This is a genomic window from Sulfitobacter sp. AS92 (assembly GCF_038900015.1).
GTDB lineage: Bacteria > Pseudomonadota > Alphaproteobacteria > Rhodobacterales > Rhodobacteraceae > Sulfitobacter.
In genome coordinates this window covers 383,948-396,847 of sequence record NZ_JBBMQL010000001.1, presented here as the reverse complement: position 1 = coordinate 396,847, position 12,900 = coordinate 383,948, and the positions used below count along the sequence as shown (strand labels likewise).

10 protein-coding genes are annotated in these 12,900 nt (G+C 59.8%); 2 read left to right on the top strand and 8 right to left on the bottom strand.

The features are described 5' to 3' along the window. Positions 1–3: 3 nt before the first annotated feature. The 6 genes from rnr to dapD all read right to left on the bottom strand — a co-directional run bounded on the left by rnr (position 4) and on the right by dapD (position 5,660). Positions 4–2,262, bottom strand: coding sequence for a ribonuclease R (gene rnr / locus WNY61_RS01890; RefSeq protein ID WP_342849758.1), 2,259 nt, complete (start codon positions 2,260–2,262; stop codon positions 4–6). A gap of 32 nt (positions 2,263–2,294) precedes the next feature. Next, positions 2,295–2,864 carry a TIGR04282 family arsenosugar biosynthesis glycosyltransferase gene (locus WNY61_RS01885; RefSeq protein WP_342849757.1) on the bottom strand — a complete coding sequence of 190 codons (570 nt, stop codon included), beginning with the start codon at positions 2,862–2,864 and terminating at the stop codon, positions 2,295–2,297. Next, positions 2,861–4,006 (bottom strand): succinyl-diaminopimelate desuccinylase, encoded by a 1,146-nt coding sequence (gene dapE / locus WNY61_RS01880; protein ID WP_342849756.1) that lies wholly within the window; start codon positions 4,004–4,006, stop codon positions 2,861–2,863. The genes WNY61_RS01885 and dapE overlap by 4 nt, the downstream gene beginning before the upstream one ends. Before the next feature lie 101 nt (positions 4,007–4,107). Next, positions 4,108–4,446, bottom strand: a complete 339-nt coding sequence (locus WNY61_RS01875; RefSeq protein ID WP_342849755.1) for a hypothetical protein — start codon at positions 4,444–4,446, stop codon at positions 4,108–4,110. A 75-nt stretch (positions 4,447–4,521) separates the two neighbouring features. Beyond that, positions 4,522–4,776 carry a GlsB/YeaQ/YmgE family stress response membrane protein gene (locus WNY61_RS01870; RefSeq protein WP_342849754.1) on the bottom strand — a complete coding sequence of 85 codons (255 nt, stop codon included), beginning with the start codon at positions 4,774–4,776 and terminating at the stop codon, positions 4,522–4,524. A gap of 56 nt (positions 4,777–4,832) precedes the next feature. After that, positions 4,833–5,660 carry a 2,3,4,5-tetrahydropyridine-2,6-dicarboxylate N-succinyltransferase gene (gene dapD, locus WNY61_RS01865; protein WP_342849753.1) on the bottom strand — a complete coding sequence of 276 codons (828 nt, stop codon included), beginning with the start codon at positions 5,658–5,660 and terminating at the stop codon, positions 4,833–4,835. Between the two features lie 173 nt (positions 5,661–5,833). Between dapD and WNY61_RS01860 the strand changes: the two genes are divergently transcribed. Next, on the top strand, positions 5,834–6,697 hold the full coding sequence (locus tag WNY61_RS01860) for an LOG family protein (protein ID WP_342849752.1): 864 nt from the start codon (positions 5,834–5,836) through the stop codon (positions 6,695–6,697). 51 nt (positions 6,698–6,748) lie between these two features. Here the strand turns inward: WNY61_RS01860 and WNY61_RS01855 are convergent, their stop codons facing one another. Together WNY61_RS01855 and WNY61_RS01850 are read right to left on the bottom strand one after the other, a co-directional pair. Beyond that, entirely contained in the window at positions 6,749–7,714 is a 966-nt protein-coding gene (locus WNY61_RS01855; protein ID WP_342849751.1) for a nitronate monooxygenase, read from the bottom strand. Between the two features lie 4 nt (positions 7,715–7,718). Continuing rightward, a complete protein-coding gene (locus WNY61_RS01850) occupies positions 7,719–9,332 on the bottom strand; it encodes a GMC family oxidoreductase N-terminal domain-containing protein (RefSeq protein ID WP_342849750.1) in 1,614 nt (537 codons plus the stop codon). 289 nt (positions 9,333–9,621) lie between these two features. Between WNY61_RS01850 and WNY61_RS01845 the strand changes: the two genes are divergently transcribed. Next, positions 9,622–12,822: a CHASE domain-containing protein gene (locus WNY61_RS01845; RefSeq protein ID WP_342849749.1), complete on the top strand. Its 3,201-nt coding sequence runs from the start codon at positions 9,622–9,624 to the stop codon at positions 12,820–12,822. Positions 12,823–12,900 lie beyond the last annotated feature (78 nt).

The window sequence follows — 12,900 nt, the reverse complement described above, 5'->3', positions numbered from 1 at the left end:
GCCTCAGCGGCGGGTGCGGGTCACTTTACGCTTAATCTTGTCCTTCTTGCGCTTGGCTTTGACGGCCTTGCCGCGCGGGTTGCGGCCGGCGGGGCTTCGGCTGCCGCCCTGCTTCACCTTCTGGTCTTCGATCTCAAGCAGTTCCAACGCGATGCCCCCGGTCACCGGCACCGCTTCGGCCAGCCGCACGGTGACCCGCTGGCCAATGCCGATGATCATGCCGGTGTCCGACCCCATCAGAGTTTGTGTCTCAGGATCGTGATGAAAATACTCGCGTCCCAGAGAGCGCATCGGCAACAAACCATCCGCGCCGGTCTCATCCAGTTTCACGAAAGCGCCGAAACGCGCAATACCGCTGATGCGACCGGTGAACTCATTGCCCACGCGTTCCGACAGGAAGGCCGCAAGGTAGCGGTCGGTCGTGTCGCGCTCCGCCACCATCGAGCGCCGCTCGGTGTCCGAAATATGCGCGCCGGTCTGTTCCAGCCCTTCAATCTCTTCCGGAGTCAGCCCGTCCTTGCCCCAGCCATGCGCCGTGATCAACGCGCGGTGCACGATAAGGTCGGCATAGCGTCGGATCGGCGAGGTGAAATGCGCGTAGGACCGCAGTGCGAGGCCAAAGTGCGCGATGTGCGCAGGGCCGTAATAGGCCTGCGTCAACGAGCGTAGGGTGCTGATGTTGATCAGTTCGGCGTCGTCGGTTCCCGCCGCCTGATCCAGCAGCCGGTTCAGATGCGAGGTCATCAACACCTGCCCCTTGGCCAGCGTCAGCCCGGCGGCCTGCGCGGTTTCGCGCAAGCTCTCCAGCTTCTCCGGCGAAGGTTCTTCGTGGATACGGAACAGCAGCGGGGTTTTCTTTTTCAACAGCGTCTCAGCGGCAGCGACATTGGCCAGCACCATGAACTCTTCGATCAGCTTGTGCGCGTCGAGCCGTTCGCGGAAGTTCACCGATTTTACCTTGCCGTCATCGCCCAATTCGATGCGGCGTTCGGGCAAGTCCAGCTCCAGCGGCTGACGTTCCGCCCGCGCCAGTTTCAGCGCGCCGTAGGCGGCGTAGAGTGGTTTTAACACAGGTTCCAACAGCGGCCCGGTGCGGTCATTGGGATTACCGTCGATGGCGTCCTGCACCTCTTCGTAATGCAGCGACGCGGGCGAGCGCATCAGCCCGCGGTGGAAGGTATGGCTAAGTTTATTGCCCTTGGCATCCAGCACCATCCGCACGGCGATACAGGCGCGCGGAACCCCTTCGTGTAGAGAGCACAGATCACCCGAAAGCCGGTCCGGCAACATCGGCACAACACGGTCCGGGAAATAGGTTGAATTGCCCCGCTTACGTGCCTCGATGTCCAACGCCGAGCCCGGCGTCACATAGGCAGCGACATCCGCGATGGCGACCCAGACAACATGGCCGCCCTCGTTCTTGGGGTCTTCGTCGGCATGGGCATAGCAAGCATCATCATGGTCACGCGCATCCGACGGATCGATGGTGACCAGTGGCAGATCGCGCAGATCTTCGCGGCCCTTGAGGCCCTGCGGCTTGGCAGCGTCGGCTTGGGCCACCACATCATCGGGGAAATCGTCCGGGATGCCGTGCTGGTGAATCGCGATAAGCGACACGGCGCGCGGCTCTGACGGGTCGCCCAGACGTTCGACAATACGCGCACGGGGGGAGCCCATGCGTCCCTTTGGCCCGGCCTGCTCGGCTTCGACCAACTCACCATCCTTGGCGCCGTGGGTATGGTCCGCGCCGACGCGCCATTCGCGGTCTGCACCCTTGTCGATCGGGACAATGCGCCCGCCCTCGGTAGCTTTGCGGAAAATGCCCAGCACCTTTTTCGGATTGCTGCCGATGCGGCGGATCAGCCGCGCCTCATAATGGTGGTCTTCGCCTTTCACCAGCGTCAACCGTGCCAGTATCCGATCGCCCTCGCCTAGGGCCGGGTCGCTGTCGCGCGGGATCAGCAGAACGACGGGCTCGTTGCCCTCTCCATGCCATTCCATCGGCTTGGCAAACAGATCACCATCCTTGTCCGGCCCCGTGACCAGCAGCACCGAGACAGGCGGCAAGCGGTCGGGATCCTGATAGCTGCGCTTGCGCTTTTCCAGATGGCCTTCGGCCTCAAGCTCTTTCAGCACGCGCTTCAGGTCGATCCGCGCCGCGCCTTTGATGCCAAAGGCTTTGGCGATGTCGCGCTTGGCGGTCAGCGTGGGGTTTTGTTCGATCCAGTCGAGGATCTCGGATTTGCTAGGTATCTTGCTCATATTTCAGCAGGTAGCACGCAGCCTCCCTGTCGTCATGGCAAATCGTGAATTTCATCCACGTCGCGCAGGGTCGAAACCTGCGCAATCCGGTAGCCTGGCAGTGTCGCGCAGCTGTCTGCCAGCGCGTGCGGGCCGGACCAGCGCACACCATCAAACAGGCTGGGCGGTGCGCGACGGGGGTGTTTCAGGCCAACGAGCCAGTAGCCACCATCCGGCGCGGGGCCAAACACCGCGTCATGGTCGCCAAGGGCTGCAAAGGCCCGCGCCAGTTCTTTGCGGTTGATACCGGGAATATCCGCCCCAATCACACAGGCCGGGCCGGGAGCGGCGCGCAGCATCCGTGCCATCCGGTCGCCCAGATTGCCCTTGCCCTGCGGCCAGCGGGGCAAATGCGCGGGCCAAACCCGGCTTTGCAGCCCTTCGATATCGGGGGCCACGGCCAGCACCACCTGCCAGCGCGGGTCTTCGATCCGCCGCAAAAGACGGCGCGTTTGATGGCGAAACCACCACGCCGCGCCCACCATGCCAATGTCGCGGCCCAGCCGGGTTTTCACCCGACCGGGACGTGGTTCTTTCACCATAACGATGAGCGATGGTTTCACGTGAAATAATTCCGCAGCACTCGGGTGTAGATGGATTTGAGCTGTCCGATATGTTCGACCCGCACATGTTCATCGACTTGGTGCATGGACTGCCCCACCAGACCGAACTCTACCACCGGGCAATGCGCCTTGACGAAACGCGCGTCCGAGGTGCCGCCTGTGGTCGAGAGTTCCGGCTTCACCCCTGTCTCAGCCTCAACAGCACCCGAAACGAGATCTGACAAAGCACCCGGCGGGGTGATAAAGCTTTCGCCCGAGATGGTGATTTCGACATCCACTTGGACGCTGAATTCCCCGGCGATCTTGTCGGCCTCACCCCGCAGCCAATCGCTGAGCGCTGCGCCCGAGTGGTGATCGTTGAACCGGATATTCACCGCACCGCGACACTGCGCCGGGATCACATTGGTCGCCTTATTCCCGGTGTCGACCGTTACCACCGCCAATGTGGACGCATCAAAATGATCGCTGCCCTGATCCAATTCTTGGCTCGCCAGCCGGTCCATCAGCCGCATCATTGCCGGCAAAGGATTGTTGGCGCGGTGCGGATAGGCCGCGTGGCCCTGTTTGCCGGTCACCTTAAAATGCGCATTCATCGACCCGCGCCGCCCGATTTTTATCATGTCGCCCATGGTCTCAGGGCAGGTCGGCTCGCCGACTAGACAAACATCCATCCGTTCGCCGTTTTCGGCCATGTAGTCCAAAAGCGCTGTTGTCCCGTCGAGCGCGTCGCCCTCTTCGTCACCGGTAATTGCCAGTACGATAGAGCCATCGGGGGGTGTGTCTTTCACGAAATCCACTGCCGCCGCGACAAAGGCTGCCACGCCGGATTTCATATCCGTGGTGCCGCGGCCATACATGATGCCGTCTTTGATCTCGGCCCCGAAGGGCGGCATGGTCCAGTCAGCCTCATCCCCAATCGGGACCACGTCGGTATGACCGTTAAAGCCGAAGGACTTGGTGTTGCCCTTGTTGCCCCAGCGGGCGAAAAGGTTGCACACACCACCCCGGTCCACGCGGGTACAGTCAAACCCCGCCGCGCCCAGCACCTCTTCCAGCACTTCCAGCGCACCGTCGTTGACTGGGGTGACAGAGGCGCAGCGCACCAGTTTTGCGGTAAGATCAACAGGGTCGAGACCGGACATATCGGCTCCTTTTCAGGGGTTTTCGCTTGTCCGGTAACTTGTGTGGGCAAATCGCGCCAATGCCAAGGGGGCGCTATGCAATTCCCTGTGTTAGGCGGTCGTCAGTCGAAAAACGGGGTCATCTGTGCGACGATGACCGAGTTTTCTTCCAAAGCGCGTTGCATCAACTCACGCTCTTCGGCGTCGATCTCTTGCCCCTCGGCCTCGCGCTCGTCCAGCGTGCCATAGCCGGTCACATCCAATGGATTGGTATCTGCCTGTTTAAGGATCGCCACCGTTTCACGCACGGCCTCCGCCTCATCAATGCCGGAGGCGAAACACATCAGCGCGGCACCTGTCGCCTTGTCGGGCAGCCCATCGCCATCCTTGCGCCCGATCTGGACCAAAAGGGTAAAGACCTGTTGGCGCGATGGCTTTTTGGTTTTTTTGGGTTCAGACATGATTAAGGCCGCCGATTGATTTCGGCAGCCCTAACCTTTTCGCTTAGACTTGGAAAGGGGCCGCGGCCCCCGCTCTTAGGTCTTACTGCGTACGAGCCGTGCGACCCAGATCAACAGACAGGCACCAATAATGCCCACGATAAGCTGACCGAACCAACCACCCAGCGTGCTGCCGACGATCAGAACCAAGAGCCAGTTCGCAACCAAGGCACCTACGATGCCGAGGATGATGTTCATGATCAGACCCATGTCCGATTTCATGATTTTTTCTGCGATCCAACCTGCGAGGCCGCCTACGATAATTGCTGCAAACCAACCGATACCCGTCATGTCGTTAATCTCCTTTAAATTCAGGGATCAACGCCATGACTGGGCATTTGGTTCCATCAGTCGCGCAGCAACTCGTTGATTGAGGTCTTGGAGCGGGTCTTGGCGTCCACCCGTTTGACGATCACGGCGCAATAAAGGTTCACGTTATTCTTGGAGGGCATGGAGCCCGCCACGACGACAGAACCAGCTGGCACTTCGCCATACATGATCTCGCCGGTTTCACGGTCAACGATCTTGGTCGACTGGCCGATGAACACGCCCATGCCCAGCACCGAGCCTTCGCGCACGATGCAGCCTTCGACGACTTCCGAACGCGCGCCGATAAAGCAGTTGTCTTCAATAATGGTCGGGCCGGCCTGCATCGGCTCCAACACGCCGCCGATGCCAACGCCACCCGAAAGGTGCACGTTTTTACCGATCTGGGCGCAGGAGCCGACGGTCGCCCATGTGTCAACCATGGTGCCGCTGTCGACATAGGCGCCGATGTTCACGAATGACGGCATCAACACCACACCCGGCGCGATAAAGGCCGAGCGGCGCACGACGCAGTTCGGCACGGCGCGGAAACCGGCCTCTTTCCACTCGGCGTCACCCCAGCCTTTGAACTTACTGTCGACCTTGTCCCACCAGCCAGCGCCCTGCGGGCCGCCCTCTTGATGTTCCATATCCTTGATGCGGAACCCCAGCAGCACGGCCTTCTTGGCCCATTGGTTGACCTTCCAATTGCCGTCTTCCTGCTTTTCCGCCACGCGGAGTTTGCCGCTGTCGAGCGCGTTCAGCGTCTCTTCGATGGCGTCGCGGGTCTCTCCGGTGGTGGCGGATGTGATCTGGTCGCGGGTATCCCAAGCGGCTTCGATGGCGGTTTCAAGTTGGGCGTTGGACATGGGGAAAGTCTCCGAATGATGAAAAGGCCTTTTGAGGGCTATAGCCTTGCACCGCCAAGGGTGCAATTGCCGGGCCAACTGAGGCGTGGTCATTCTTCGGCCAACAATGCATGTTGACCTGAACACCCATTGCGCCACCTGAGCCAAGCCCTAGACCAAAGAAAGACCCGAGGATGACCGAGGAACACCGCCACCCCCTGCGCCGCGCCACCGCCGACCGCGCCAAGGCTGAAGACGCGCCTGACACGCCACAAACCCGCGCACCGGCCTACCGTTTAGCATTTACCGACAATGACTTCATGTGCCGCGAAGAGTTGCGCCCGGTACGCCTGCAACTGGAATTGCTTAAGCCCGAGCTGCTTCTGGATGCGCATGGCATCCAATCCACCATTGTGCTGTTCGGCGGCGCACGCATTCCCGAACCGGCGCAGAAACACACCGCCCGCACCAAGACGCTGGCCGATCTGTCGCGCTTTTACGATGAGACTCGCACCTTCGCCCGGCTGATGACCGAAAAGTCGATGGAAACCGGCGGCGTGGAGAACGTCATCGTCACCGGCGGTGGACCAGGCGTGATGGAGGCGGGCAACCGTGGCGCGCTGGATGCTGGCGGGCATTCCATTGGCCTTAATATTGTGCTGCCGTTTGAGCAGGCACCCAACGAATATGTCACGCCAGAGCTTTGCTTTAACTTCCACTATTTCGCGATCCGCAAGATGCATTTTCTGATGCGCGCCCGCGCGATCTGCGTCTTCCCCGGTGGCTTCGGCACGATGGACGAATTGTTCGAGGCGCTGACCCTGATCCAGACGGGCCGCATGAACCGCGTACCCTTCTTGCTGTTCGGGCGTGAGTTCTGGGAAAAGATCATCAATTGGGACGCGCTGGCCGATGCGGGCACGATCTCTGCCGAAGATCTTGGCCTGTTCCGCTTTGTCGAAAGCGCGGATGAGGCGATGGAGGTCATCGAGAATTGGGAAACCGCCCCCGCCCGCGAGCATGTGCCGGGCCGGGAAGAAGTGGAAGACCAAGGATAAGAAGCTTCTGCTCGGCCCATTCAGCCGGTCGATGTTATTGGCATCGACCGGCTATTGGGCGAATTTCTGCGCCAATGCGGCCTCTGCCCCTTCAACGATATCTCGCAGGATCTCTGCGGCGGGTTTCACATCACGGATCAGCCCCGCAACCTCCCCGACGAACGCGTTGGCGGTGCGGGCGTCGCCCTCCGCCACCGCCGCCTGCCACCGGGGCAACTCCTGCGCCAGAGCGGCGCGCAGCCCCGCGGGGTCATCATGCCATCGGTCGGTGAAATCATTGCGCAACACGCGGCCCGTGTAGCGTTTGGGCCAGTCATAACCGCGCATAATATCGGTGACGGTGCTGCGCAGCGTGTCATCGCCGCTGGCCTTAATCGCAGCCTCAAGCATTGCGGGATGGACCAGCGCCTCTTCCGACGCCCAGAACCGCGAGCCGATGACCACCCCATCGGCCCCGAGCATCAACGCTGCAGCCAGCCCGCGCCCATCACCCACACCACCTGCGGCGCAGAGCAGCGTGTCAGGCGCGTGACGGGCGATGTGATCGGCGATTTCCGGCACCAACGTAAAGGTCGCGCGCTTCTCACCGTGCCCACCGGCCTCGGAACCTTGCGCGACGATGATCTCGGCCCCCAGGTCAATCGCATGGGCCGCATCGCGCAGGGTTTGCACCTGGCATATCAGCGGCACCTGCGCATCGCTGATCGCAGGGACGAACTCTGCCGGATCGCCGAAAGACAGAAAAACCGCCGCCGGGTCGCGGGCAAGCACCTGCTCCAACGCCTGCGGATGCTCGCGCAGCTTCCAAGTGATAAAGCCGCAGCCAACGGATTGATTGCCCGCCAGATCCTGTTGCTCGGCGATCCACTCGCCCGCGTCGTAAGCGCCGCCGATCATGCCCAAGCCCCCGGCGCCTGAGACCGCAGCCGCCAGCCGCCCGCCCGCCGCAAAGGCCATCGGCGCTTGAATGATGGGGTGGCTGATCCCCAACCGCTCAGTCAGCCGCGTACTTAACATACCATCACCGCCCCGCCAAAATCGCGTCGGCGGCTTTTTCGGCAATCATCACCGTGGGCGATGCCGTGTTGCCCGAGACGATCTTGGGCATAATCGACGCATCGACCACCCGCAGCCCGCTGAGCCCATGAACCCGCAGGTCGGTATCGACCACGGCCATCGGGTCGTTGCCCATCTTGCAGGTGCCGACGGGGTGAAAGATCGTCGTGGCAATATCCCGCGCTTTGGACAGCAAGTCTTCGTCGCTCTGCACGGCGGGGCCGGGCAAGATTTCTTCGGGCGCGTAGGGGTGCAGTGCTTTCGCCGTCATGATGTGCCGCGCCTGTTTCAGCGATTTGATCGCCACGCGCTTGTCGCTCTCAGTAGAGAGGTAGTTGAGGCGGATGTCCGGCTGCACGGCGCTGTCACGGCTGGTCAGGTGGCAAGAACCGATACTCTCGGGCCGTAGATTACACACCGATACGGTGATCGCCGGGAAACGGTGGAGCGGATCGCCCAGTTTATCGGTTGAGAGGGGCTGCACGTGATATTCCAGATCGGGCGTTTCCAACGCCGGGTCGGACTTGGTAAACATCCCAAATTGGCTGGGCGCCATGGCCAACGGACCGCTGCGCCGCATGAGGTATTCCAGCCCCATCCGCCCCTTGCCCCAAAGCGAATGGGTCATCGTGTTGAGAGTCTTGGTATTCTGCACCTTATAGACGGTGCGGATTTGCAGATGGTCTTGCAGGTTTTCACCCACGCCGGGCAGGTCGTGCAGGGTGGTGATCCCCATACCGCCCAGAAGCTCGCTTTGCCCGATGCCAGACAGTTCTAGGATTTTGGGAGAGTTGATCGCCCCTGCCGCCAGTATCACCTCACCCTCGGCCAAGGCCCGCAAGGCACGGCCTTCATGGGTGAAACGCACGCCTGTCACGCGCTTGCCTTCAAGGATCAGACCCTCGGTATGGGCGTGAGTCATCACCCGCAAGTTGGGCCGCTTCATCGCCGGTCGGAGAAAACCACGCGCCGTGTTCCAGCGCACACCGCCATGTTGGTTGACCTCGAAAAAGCCCGATCCTTCGTTATCGCCGTCATTGAAGTCGGCACGCGGCTCGATCCCAAACTCGCGCGCGCCTTTCTGTACGGCCTCTAGAATGTCCCACCGCAGTCGTTGCTTGCTGACCTTCCACTCGCCACCTGACCGGTGCATGTCGGTGCCACCAGCGTGGTGATCTTCGGACTTCAGGAAATAGGGCAGCACGTCATCCCAGCTCCACCCGGTGTTCCCAAGCTGCCGCCAATGATCATAATCCGCCGCCTGCCCGCGCATGTAGATCATACCGTTCACCGAAGAGCAGCCGCCCAACACCTTGCCGCGCGGATAGGCCAAGCTGCGCCCGTTCAACCCCGGTTCGGGGGCGGTCTTCATCATCCAATCAGTGCGCGGATTTCCGATGCAATAGAGATAGCCCACAGGCACTTTGACCCAGTGGTAATTGTCGTTCCCTCCGGCTTCGAGAAGCAGAACGTTATTGGCAGGATCAGCGCTGAGACGGTTGGCCAATACACAGCCCGCAGTGCCCGCACCGACAATGATATAGTCATAGCGCCCTTCTAGCTGTGCTTCATCATTCATAGTGGCCCCCTCGCAAATTCCTGCCCCGCCTCTTGGCCCGATAGTGGTAGAGCGCCCGGCGACGGGTCACAATCCCTCCGGCAAATTTGGGAACCTGCCCCATTCCGCAGGCATTTTGCGCCAAAGCCACATGTGCCATGCTTTGCGTTAGAAGCGGATCCGTTTGTTGCTTTTTTGGGGACACCGGTGAATATGGCCGGATTGGATATATTGCCCCGAGGCGCTAGATTTTTCCCTCAAGGAAAAAGCTCCACCGCCTTTTGGTAGCTAAATACAAAGGTTAAGATTTTTGCGGCGACCCGAATTTATATTATTTCTCGGATGTATCGCCATCACTTTTGGGGTGTTTCTTTACAGCAGTCGCAGCAACGATGCTGCCGCCGAACGCGCTTTTGATCGCATCGCCGAAGAGAGCCTACAAAGCCTCGATACGAGAATGCATACCTATCTGCAAAGTCTCAACGGTATCGCCGCCTTCATGAAGTCCTCTGACGAGGTGACCGCCCGCGACTTTGGTCATTACGTTGACGCGCTTCAAATCGAGAGCTTTTTGCCTGGGATCAACGGCATCGGCTTTGTCGCTTCGGTGGCCAGGGGAACAGAGGACGCTTTCGTCGAACAGGTCACTGCTCTTGGCATCGATGATTTCAGCATTCACCCCAACACCGGCAATGCCGAAAAGATGGTGATCCAATATATCTACCCTCAAGGGCCAAATGCAGAGGCCGTGGGCCTCGACATTAGCTTTAACGAAGACCGCCGCCGCGCCGCCCTACGTGCCCGCGAAACCGGAGAGCCGCAGTTAACCTCCCGTATCCTCTTGGTGCAGGATAAAACCCGGCAGCCGGGTTTCTTGCTGCTTCGTCCGGTTTTTGCCGCCGCCGACAGCGCCGCGCAGGACACAGCGGATTTTATCGGCTGGGTCTATGCCCCTTTTGTCGGCGCGAACCTTTTGAACGGGCTGACCCCGGCGCAGGGCGCATCTTATGCCATCAAAGTCTTTGATGGGCTAACCACTGCACCAGAAAACCTGATTTTCGACAGCACCGGGGAGAGCGCCGAGGTTGGGCGCCACAGCATTACCCAAACGATCGAACGCTTTGGCCGGCCTTGGACCTTGGTTCATGTCAGCACCGTAGGTTTCGACAGCGCCATGCACAGCGCCGTGCCGGAACTCCTGCTCATTTCCGGTTTGTTGCTGGCAATCCTCTTCTTTGTGGCCTTCCGCAGTATGCGCCAACGCAGCGCCGCACTCAGCGAGCTTGCCGCCCTACGCGAACGGCAAATCGACGCCCATGAAGAAGAAAATCGTTCGGTCATTGAAAACGCCGTAACGCCTGTTTTCCTGCTCGACAGCAGTGACCGCGTGCTGTTTGCCAATCAGGCCGCGCTGGTCTGCTTTGGCTATGGGCGCGAGGCGCTCAAGGACATGGATTTTGCTGATCTCGTCACCGATGTGATCGAAGATCATGACCATGATCAGGTCAATGCGACAGGAAAGACATGCTTTGGCCAAGAACTGAAGCTTGATCTGCAACGCAACGATTGGACCACATACACCGGAGAGCGGCGTTTGACTGCGATTGTGCGGGATCTCACCTCAGAGCTTGCGGTGCAAGATGAACTGGCACGCAACAAAGCGCTCTATGATCTCGCACTTGAAGGCGCGCAAATTGGCGTTTTCGACATTGATTTGCGCAGCGGAAAATCTGAGGTGTCTTCGACATGGCGCCGCATCTTGGGGATGGCCGATTACGAGCGGCTTTCCGACCCGCAGGGGGAATTCCTCAAACGCGTTCATCCCGATGACCTGTCCCTGCTCACTCAGACCGATCAGGCCTGTATTTCAGGACAGCAAGAACGGTCGGTGACCGAATACCGGATGAAGATCGGCACCGGAGAGTGGCGCTGGATGCGCTCTGACGCGGTGGTGACTGAGCGCGACGAAGATGGCATTGCCCTGCGAATGGTTGGCACCCAGACCGATGTGACCGATATCGTTCACGCGCGGAATGCGCTTGAAACCAGCGAGCGGCGTTTTCGTCAGGTGCTTGCTGCAGCGCCGGTTGGCATGGCCATCCTGGGCGAGGGCGGCGTTTTCAACAGCGTCAATAGCGCGCTGTGTAGGCTCTGTGGCTACAGCGAAGACGAGTTGCTATCGAACACCAAGCTTGGCGATATGATGCCCGAAGACGACCTGACCAAGCTCTACGCAGAGGTCCGGGGGCTGGTCAAATCGCGCAGCTCGCAGAACTATCAAGCCGAATACCGCATCACGCATAAGCAAGGTTTTGAACGCTGGGGCTTGTTCAATGTCTCGTGGACCTTCGACAAAAACACCCGCGGCTATGTCTTTATCGTGCAGATCAACGACATCACGGATCAAAAGAAGCTTGAGCAGATCAAAAGTGAGTTTGTCTCTACTGTCAGCCATGAATTGCGCACGCCATTGACCTCGATCAAAGGGGCGTTGGGACTGATCGACACCACGGACAATACCCGCCTGCTGCCCGCCCATATTCGTCTGATCGACATCGCGCGCAGCAATGCCGACCGGCTGTCGCATATCGTGAATGATATCCTTGATCTTGAGAAAATCTCTTCCGGTGAAGTGATGTTTGATTTCCATGATGCTGATCTGAACAGCGTCATCAGAGATTCCATGAACGAGATGTCGCCCTTTGCGACGACCCACAACAACACCTTAGGCGTGCAACTGCCTGACGACCCGCTGATGGTCCGTGTCGACGAAAGCCGAACCCGGCAGGTTCTGGCCAACTTGATTTCGAATGCCTGCAAATATTCCGACGCAAAGTCCGAGGTGCAGATCCGTGCAGAACAGTTGGGCGATCGCGCGATCGTCTTTATCCAAAACACCGGCCCCGGCGTGCCCGAAAACTTCCGCCCGCGGATCTTTCAGGCTTTCTCTCAGGCGGATGGATCGGACACCCGCGCCAAGGGCGGCACCGGGCTGGGGCTGAACATTACCCGGCAGATCATCAAACGTCAGGGCGGCACCATCGGCTTTGAAAGCATCCCGAATGGCGTCACCGTTTTTTGGTTCACCTGCCCTATCGCCGAGGCCAAGACCATTCAGGCCCCGACCCTACCGGATGCAAAAATTGGCGAGCGGCATGCAAAGCTGCGGGTCCTACACATCGAAGACGATCTGGACTTTGCTGAGGTGATCCGCACCGGGCTGGACAGTGTTGCAGATGTAACCAATGTCACCAACCTTGCGCAGGCGCGGCAATTGATCGGCCAAGACGAGCTTGATGTTGTGATCCTAGACTGGTCTTTGCCTGACGGGGATGCACGAACCTTGCTGGGGGACATCACCCGGCTACATCCCACCGCCAAGATTATCAGCCTCTCTGCCGACAACAATCGCGAGCCTGACCCGCGTGTGGGGATAAACCTCATCAAATCACGGAGTGGGATCAGTTCGGTGGTGAATTCGATTACCGGAGCCACCGCACGCGCGTCTTAAAAAAACAAGTGCCTCAGGGAAGTGACGCTAAAGTGCGACATGCCATATTATTGCCAACTTGGTTCGGCATTCTGATTA

Coding starts and splice junctions, on each gene's coding strand:
- rnr (WP_342849758.1), bottom strand. CDS start 2,262: ATGAGCAAGATACCTAGCAAATCCGAGATCCTCGACTGGATCGAACAA.
- dapE (WP_342849756.1), bottom strand. CDS start 4,006: ATGTCCGGTCTCGACCCTGTTGATCTTACCGCAAAACTGGTGCGCTGC.
- WNY61_RS01875 (WP_342849755.1), bottom strand. CDS start 4,446: ATGTCTGAACCCAAAAAAACCAAAAAGCCATCGCGCCAACAGGTCTTT.
- WNY61_RS01870 (WP_342849754.1), bottom strand. CDS start 4,776: ATGACGGGTATCGGTTGGTTTGCAGCAATTATCGTAGGCGGCCTCGCA.
- dapD (WP_342849753.1), bottom strand. CDS start 5,660: ATGTCCAACGCCCAACTTGAAACCGCCATCGAAGCCGCTTGGGATACC.
- WNY61_RS01860 (WP_342849752.1), top strand. CDS start 5,834: ATGACCGAGGAACACCGCCACCCCCTGCGCCGCGCCACCGCCGACCGC.
- WNY61_RS01855 (WP_342849751.1), bottom strand. CDS start 7,714: ATGTTAAGTACGCGGCTGACTGAGCGGTTGGGGATCAGCCACCCCATC.
- WNY61_RS01850 (WP_342849750.1), bottom strand. CDS start 9,332: ATGAATGATGAAGCACAGCTAGAAGGGCGCTATGACTATATCATTGTC.